This is a genomic window from Variovorax boronicumulans NBRC 103145 (assembly GCF_001591345.1).
In the GTDB taxonomy this organism is placed as follows: domain Bacteria; phylum Pseudomonadota; class Gammaproteobacteria; order Burkholderiales; family Burkholderiaceae_C; genus Variovorax; species Variovorax boronicumulans.
Window position 1 is genome coordinate 61,577 of record NZ_BCUS01000023.1, and the last position, 6,048, is coordinate 67,624.

A 6,048-nucleotide genomic window follows, 5' to 3' on the forward strand; every position below is an offset into this window, starting at 1 on the left:
GTCTCTTGTCTCCTCGATCAGTCCAGCATCGCCACGGCGAGGGCCGTGGGTGCGTCGGCCGTGCTTTCGGCCAGCGGTTCGAATTCGTTGATGGCGTCGATCTCGGTGCCCATCGCGATGTTGGTCACGCGCTCGAGCATCACCTCGATGACGACCGGCACCTGGAACTCGGCCATGAGCGCTTCGGCGCGGGCGATGGCGGGTGCCATCTCTTCCTGCTTGTGCACGCGGATCGCCTTGCAGCCCAGCCCCTCGACCACCTTGAGGTGATCGACGCCGTAGCTGCCTTCGATGCCGGCGTCGGCCGGTGCGTTGATGTTGTCGAAGGCCAGCTGCACGCAGTAGTCCATCTCGAAGCCGCGCTGCGACTGGCGGATCAGGCCGAGGTAGGAGTTGTTGACCACGATGTGCAGGTAGGGCAGCTTGAACTGCGCGCCCACGGCCAGCTCTTCGATCATGAACTGGAAGTCGTAGTCGCCCGAGAGCGCGACGATCTTGCGCGTCGGGTCGGCCGCACGCACGCCCAGCGCGGCGGGAATGGTCCAGCCCAGCGGGCCGGCCTGGCCGCAGTTGATCCAGTGGCGCGGGTTGTACACGTGCAGGAACTGCGCGGCCGCGATCTGCGACAGGCCGATGGTGCTCACGTAGCAGGTGTCGCGCTCCAGGTGGTTGTTCATGCACTGGTACACGCGCTGCGGCTTCATCGGCACGGTGTCGAAGTTGGTCTTGCGCAGCAAGGTCTTCTTGCGCTCGCGGCATTCGCCGGCCCAGGCGCCACGGTCGGTGAGCTTGCCGGCGGCCTTCATTTCCTCGGCCACTTCGACGAAGAGTTCGAGCGCGGCCTTGGCGTCGGAGACGATGCCGAAGTCGGGCGTGAACACGCGGCCGATCTGCGTGGGCTCGATGTCCACGTGCACGAAGGTGCGGCCCTTGGTGTAGACGTCGACCGAGCCGGTGTGGCGGTTGGCCCAGCGGTTGCCGATGCCCAGCACGAAGTCCGAGGCCAGCACGGTGGCGTTGCCGTAGCGGTGGCTGGTCTGCAGGCCGCACATGCCGGCCATGAGCGGGTGGTCGTCGGGAATGGCGCCCCAGCCCATGAGCGTGGGGATCACCGGCACGCCGGTGGCTTCGGCAAAGCGCACGAGCAGGTCGGAAGCGTCGGCGTTGATGATGCCGCCGCCGGCCACGATCAGCGGGCGCTCGGCCGCCTGCATCATGCCGATGGCCTTCTCGATCTGGGCGCGCGTGGCGGCCGGCTTGTAGGGCTTGAGGGGCTCGTAGGCGTCGATGTCGAACTCGATCTGCGCCATCTGGACGTCGAAGGGCAGGTCGATGAGCACGGGGCCCGGGCGGCCCGAGCGCATGAGGTGGAAGGCCTGCTGGAACACCTGCGGCACCTGGCCGGGTTCGCGCACGGTGACCGACCACTTGGTGACGGGCTTGGAGATCGACTCGATGTCGACCGCCTGGAAGTCTTCCTTGTACAGGCGTGCGCGCGGTGCCTGGCCGGTGATGCACAGGATGGGAATGGAATCGGCCCAGGCCGAGTACAGGCCCGTGATCATGTCGGTGCCCGCCGGGCCCGAGGTGCCGATGCACACGCCGATGTTGCCGGCCACGGCGCGGGTGTAGCCCTCGGCCATGTGCGAGGCGCCCTCGACGTGGCGCGCGAGGATGTGCGAGATGCTGCCGCGCTGGCGCAGGGCCGAGTACAGCGGGTTGATCGCCGCGCCCGGCACGCCGAAGGCCTGCGTCACGCCTTCTTTTTCCATCACCAGAACTGCGGCCTGGACCGCTGTCATCTTTGCCATTTGAAAGTCTCCTTGAGGTGGCCTCACTGTAGGAAGCGGGGCGCATTCCAAGAAGACGGCTGGGGGCCATAAAACCTATTCCGCCATGGAATAACTGGCTACCATCCGGCCATGGACCGTCTACTGGCTATGGAAATGTTCGTGCGGGTCGTCGAGACGGGGAGCTTCTCGAAGGCGGCGCGCGAGTTCAACACCACGCAACCCACCGTGACCAAGCAGGTCGCGGCCACGGAGGCGCGCCTGAAGGTGCGGCTGCTCAATCGCAACACGCGCGGCGTGAGCCTCACGGAGCCGGGCGCGCTGTACTACGAGAAGTGCAAGACCATCGTGCGCGACGCGGAGGAGGCCGACAGCATCGTGCAGCTGCGCCAGAACCAGGCGCAGGGCCTCTTGCGCGTGGGCACGTCGGTGGCCTTCGGGCGGCGCGTGGTGGTGCCGCTGGCGCTGGAGTACATGCGCCGGCATCCGCAGGTGCAGCTCGACCTGAGCTTCGAGGATCGCTACGTCGACCTCATCGCGCAGGGCATCGACGTGGCGATCCGCATGGGCAAGCTGGCCGACTCGTCACTGGGGGCGCGTTACCTCGGCGCGAATCCGTGGGTCATGGTGGCGTCGCCGGCCTACCTGAAGAAGCACGGCACGCCCAAGCGTGCGCAGGACCTCAGCGCGCATGTGGCGCTCATCTACAGCAGCGTGGTGGGCGACGAGTTCTGGCGCATGCACACACCCAAGGGCGATCCGGTGACGGTGCCGGTGTCGGGGCGCTTCCGTTCCAACAACCTGTCGGCTGTGCTGGCTGCGGCGCGTGATGGGTTGGGGATCGCGTTGATGCCGCGTTATGTGGCGAGTGAGTCGCTGGCTGCGGGGAAGGTGAATGCCGTACTGGGGGACCATGCGTTGCCGGAGCAGGAGATCCACGCGGTGTTTCCCTCACCGAAGTTGGTGCCGGGGAAGGTGTCGGGGTTCGTGGCCTTCTTGCAGGGGCGCTTTGACGAGGGGTGGTGGGAAGCCTGAGCCGACTGTTCGGGGCGCGTGCCCAGGCCACCGGGTACTTCCCTCCGCGAATGTCCCCCGGCCTGCGGCCTCCTCCTTGATTTCGCTGCGGGAAGCACCCAGTGTCCTGGGCACAGGGCACGCTGTGGGGGAGCGGAACCCTCAGGCTGCCAGCCGTTGTGCCGCCCGCCCAGCAGGCCGCGCCAACCCGAGGTGATCGCGCAACGTGCGTCCCTCGTATTCCGTGCGAAAGATGCCTCGCTTCTGCAGGATCGGCACCACGCCCTCCACGAAGTCCTGCAGCCCGTGCGGCAGCGCATCGGGCATCAGGTTGAAACCATCGGCCGCGCCGCCCTTGAACCAGCGTTCGATGTCGTCGGCGATCTGCTCGGGCGTGCCGACGATCACGCGGTGCCCGCCGCCGCCCGCGAGCTCGCGGATCAGCTGGCGCACCGTGTAGCCGTGCGTGCGCCCGGCCGCGACCACGGCGTTGAAGAAGGTGTGGTTGCCGTTGCCATTGCCGGGCAGCGGCAGGTCGTCGGGCAGGCGCTCGTCGAGCTTGAGGCGGTCGGGCGTGATGCCCAGCGTGCCGGCCAGGCGCGTGAGGCTGTAGTCCCAGGGGATCAGGTCGACCAGCGCGTCGCGGCGGCGAAGCGCCTGCGCTTCGGTGGCGCCGACGATGGTGGTGAGGCCGGCCAGCACCTTCACCGCGTCGGGGCCTCGGCCCAGCTCGGCGGCGCGGGTCTTGAGGGCGCGTGCGTAGGCCTGCGATTCTTCGAACGATTGCGAGGCGGAGAACACGGCTTCGGCATGGCGCGAGGCAAGCTCGCGCCCGTCGGCCGAGGCGCCGGCCTGCACCAGCACGGGGTGGCCTTGCGGCGGGCGCGGCAGGTTGAGCGGGCCCTGCACCGCGAAGTGCTCGCCGCGGTGCGCAAGGGCATGCACCTTGGCCGGGTCGATGAAGCGGCCGGCGGCCTTGTCGCCGACGAAGGCGTCGTCTTCCCAGCTGTCCCACAGCGCCTTGACGATGTCGGCGAACTCGGAGGCGCGGGCGTAGCGCTTGGCGTGGTCGGGCGTGGTGTCCAGGCCGAAGTTGCGCGCCGAGGGCAGGTCGGCCGTGGTCACCATGTTCCAGCCGGCACGGCCGGCGCTCACGTGGTCGAGCGTGGCGAAGCGGCGAGCGAGGTTGTAGGGCTCGTTGTAGCTGGTGGAGGCGGTGGCGATGAGGCCGATGTGCGTGGTCGCGGCGGCCACGCAGGCCAGCAGGATGGTGGGCTCCAGCGCGGTGATCGGGCGGAAGTGGATCTGGTCGACGATGGCGGCGTTGTCGGCCAGGAACACGGCATCGAGCTTGGCGGCCTCGGCGATCTGCGCGGTACGGATGTAGTGCTGGATGTCGGCGAACGCCCACGGGTCGCTCTCGGGCAGGCGCCAGGCCGAGGGCACGAAGCCGGAATGCAGGATGTTGACGTTGAGGTGCAGCTGCCTGCGCGGCGCGGTGGGGTGGTTCTTGCTCATTGGTTGAAGTAGTCCGGCAGTCGGTAGCCCGCCCACACGGGGTTGGCCTTGAAGAACTTCTGGAACTCGGGCGACTGGTAGGCGGTGGCGATGTCTTTCGCGAATTTCGCGTGTTCGTTGCTGCGCTTCACCGCCACCACGTTGACGTAGGGCAGCGTCATGTCTTCGAGCTTCAGCGCCTCGGTGAGCTTCAGGCCCGAGGCCACGGCGAAGTTGCCCTGCACGGCCGCGAGGTCGGCGTCGGCCAGCGAGCGCGGCGCCTGCGCGGCGTCCAGCGGCACGATCTTCAGTCGCTTGGGGTTGCTCGCGATGTCGCGCTCCGACACGCTCAGCGGACTCACGCCCGGCTTGAGCGTGACCCAGCCGATGGCCGCGAGGATGTTGAGCGCGCGCGCCGCATTCACCGGGTCGGCCGGCAGCGTGACGGTGGCGCCGTCGGGCACGGCGTCGAGCGTCTTGTGACGCCGCGAATACAGGCCCATGGGCGGCGTCGGCACATGCACCACGGGCACGAGGTCGAAGCCCTGCTGCTTGTTGGTGGCGTTCAGGTACAGCGAGTGCTGGAAGATGTTGGCGTCGATCTGGCCACGCTCCACCGCGTCATTGGGCTGCACGCCCTGGCTGAACTCGACGTACTTGATGCTGTAGCCCAGCTTCTTCAGCTGGGGCTCGATGCCGTGGGTGAAGGCGTCGCGGTAGGGGCCCGGCATGAAGCCGACACGCAGGTCGTCCGCGTGGGCGGGCGCGAGCAGCAGCAGGCTCAGGGCGAGTCCGCCGGACAGCGGGGCAAGGCGGCGCAGCCACGAGGGCGCGCGCGAAAGGGAAGGCATGGCGACAACTCCGGGAGACGGCAAGGGGAGTCGGGCACTCTAGGACGCACGCTGCGCGCTGCGAACGAAGATTTGCGCGCTTGCATATCCGCAGGCCGGATAACCCGCGCCGGCTTTTGTAGGATGCGCCCCATGACCCTGCACATCGGAATCGTCGGCTGCTCCGCCGAAGGCGCGGCCCTTTGCTACAAGACCATCTGCATCGAGGGCGCGGCGCTGCTCGGCCCGCATGCGCACCCCGAGGTGTCGATGCACACGCCCTCGCTCGCGGAGTACACGCGCTGCCTGGACGCGGGCGACCTGGCGGGCGTGGGCGCGCTGATGCTCGGCTCCGCGAACAAGCTCGCCGCGGCGGGCGCGGACTTCCTGATCTGCCCCGACAACACGATCCACCAGGCCTTCGACCACGTGGCGCCGCATTCGCCGCGGCCCTGGCTTCACATCGCCGAGGTGGTGGCCGACGAGGCCGTGCGCCGGGGCTTTCGCCGCATCGGCATCACGGGCACGCGCTGGCTGACCGACAGCGAGGTGTATCCCGAGAAGCTCTCGGCGCGCGGCCTGGAATACGTGCGCCCCACGATCGACGAGCGCGCCGAGATCGGCCGGATCATCATGGACGAGCTGGTCTGCGGCATCTTCAAGCCGGAGGCCGTGGCCACCTTCCAGCGCGTGATGCAGCGCCTGAAGGACGAGGAGGGCTGCGACGCGGTCGTGCTCGGCTGTACCGAGATCCCGCTGATCATGAGCGATGCGAATTCGCCGCTGCCGACGCTCGACTCGACGCGGCTGCTGGCGCGTGCGGCCTTGCGCCGCGCCACGCAGAAGGCCGGCTAGGGCCTGTTCACCCTATTTCTGGCGTCGCGTTGGCTGGCAAAGGGGCTGGCTGCAAGGCGCCC

General features: G+C 68.4%; 5 protein-coding genes. 2 read left to right on the forward strand and 3 right to left on the reverse strand.

Annotated features, from left to right (window positions below):
- Positions 1-17: 17 nt before the first annotated feature.
- Positions 18-1,811, reverse strand: a complete 1,794-nt coding sequence (gene gcl, locus VBO01S_RS09565; RefSeq protein ID WP_062473376.1) for a glyoxylate carboligase — start codon at positions 1,809-1,811, stop codon at positions 18-20.
- 111 nt (positions 1,812-1,922) lie between these two features.
- On the opposite strand from gcl, the gene VBO01S_RS09570 reads away from it, so the two are divergent.
- On the forward strand, positions 1,923-2,825 hold the full coding sequence (locus tag VBO01S_RS09570) for a LysR family transcriptional regulator (RefSeq protein ID WP_062473378.1): 903 nt from the start codon (positions 1,923-1,925) through the stop codon (positions 2,823-2,825).
- A 141-nt stretch (positions 2,826-2,966) separates the two neighbouring features.
- Here the strand turns inward: VBO01S_RS09570 and VBO01S_RS09575 are convergent, their stop codons facing one another.
- Positions 2,967-4,322, reverse strand: coding sequence for an LLM class flavin-dependent oxidoreductase (locus tag VBO01S_RS09575; RefSeq protein ID WP_062473380.1), 1,356 nt, complete (start codon positions 4,320-4,322; stop codon positions 2,967-2,969).
- Positions 4,319-5,152 carry a MetQ/NlpA family ABC transporter substrate-binding protein gene (locus tag VBO01S_RS09580; protein WP_062473382.1) on the reverse strand — a complete coding sequence of 278 codons (834 nt, stop codon included), beginning with the start codon at positions 5,150-5,152 and terminating at the stop codon, positions 4,319-4,321. The genes VBO01S_RS09575 and VBO01S_RS09580 overlap by 4 nt, the downstream gene beginning before the upstream one ends.
- Before the next feature lie 132 nt (positions 5,153-5,284).
- Between VBO01S_RS09580 and VBO01S_RS09585 the strand changes: the two genes are divergently transcribed.
- Complete coding sequence (locus VBO01S_RS09585; protein ID WP_062473384.1) at positions 5,285-5,986, forward strand: aspartate/glutamate racemase family protein; 702 nt, start codon at positions 5,285-5,287, stop codon at positions 5,984-5,986.
- Positions 5,987-6,048: the final 62 nt, after the last annotated feature.